Source organism: Lonsdalea quercina (genome assembly GCF_900107885.1).
Taxonomy (GTDB): Bacteria; Pseudomonadota; Gammaproteobacteria; order Enterobacterales; family Enterobacteriaceae; genus Lonsdalea; species Lonsdalea quercina.
Genome location: NZ_FNQS01000035.1, coordinates 1 through 1,077 on the forward strand (window position 1 = coordinate 1; position 1,077 = coordinate 1,077).

1 rRNA gene is annotated in these 1,077 nt (G+C 52.6%); it reads right to left on the reverse strand.

Annotated features, from left to right (window positions below):
* Positions 1–1,077: ribosomal RNA gene (locus BLU64_RS16950) — 23S ribosomal RNA — on the reverse strand; the annotation flags it as partial.

A 1,077-nucleotide genomic window follows, 5' to 3' on the forward strand; every position in this document is an offset into this window, starting at 1 on the left:
AGTGTCGCTGCCGCAGCTTCGGTGCATGGTTTAGCCCCGTTACATCTTCCGCGCGGGCCGACTCGACCAGTGAGCTATTACGCTTTCTTTAAATGATGGCTGCTTCTAAGCCAACATCCTGGCTGTCTGGGCCTTCCCACATCGTTTCCCACTTAACCATGACTTTGGGACCTTAGCTGGCGGTCTGGGTTGTTTCCCTCTTCACGACGGACGTTAGCACCCGCCGTGTGTCTCCCGTGATAACATTCTTCGGTATTCGCAGTTTGCATCGAGTTGGTAAGCCGGGATGGCCCCCTAGTCGAAACAGTGCTCTACCCCCGAAGATGAGTTCACGAGGCGCTACCTAAATAGCTTTCGGGGAGAACCAGCTATCTCCCGGTTTGATTGGCCTTTCACCCCCAGCCACAAGTCATCCGCTAATTTTTCAACATTAGTCGGTTCGGTCCTCCAGTTAGTGTTACCCAACCTTCAACCTGCCCATGGCTAGATCACCGGGTTTCGGGTCTATACCCTGCAACTTAACGCCCAGTTAAGACTCGGTTTCCCTGCGGCTCCCCTATTCGGTTAACCTTGCTACAGAATATAAGTCGCTGACCCATTATACAAAAGGTACGCAGTCACCCTGATTAATCAAGGCTCCCACTGCTTGTACGTACACGGTTTCAGGTTCTATTTCACTCCCCTCGCCGGGGTTCTTTTCGCCTTTCCCTCACGGTACTGGTTCACTATCGGTCAGTCAGGAGTATTTAGCCTTGGAGGATGGTCCCCCCATATTCAGACAGGATAACACGTGTCCCGCCCTACTCATCGAACTCACAATCCATGCCTCTTCGTGTACGGGACTATCACCCTCTGTCGTGCGACTTTCCAGACGCTTCCACTAAGACACAAACTGATTCAGGTTCTGGGCTCCTCCCCGTTCGCTCGCCGCTACTAGGGGAATCTCGGTTGATTTCTTTTCCTCGGGGTACTGAGATGTTTCAGTTCCCCCGGTTCGCCTCGCAACACTATGTATTCATGTTGCGATAGTGCAACGGATTGCACTGGGTTTCCCCATTCGGGTATCGTCGGGTATAA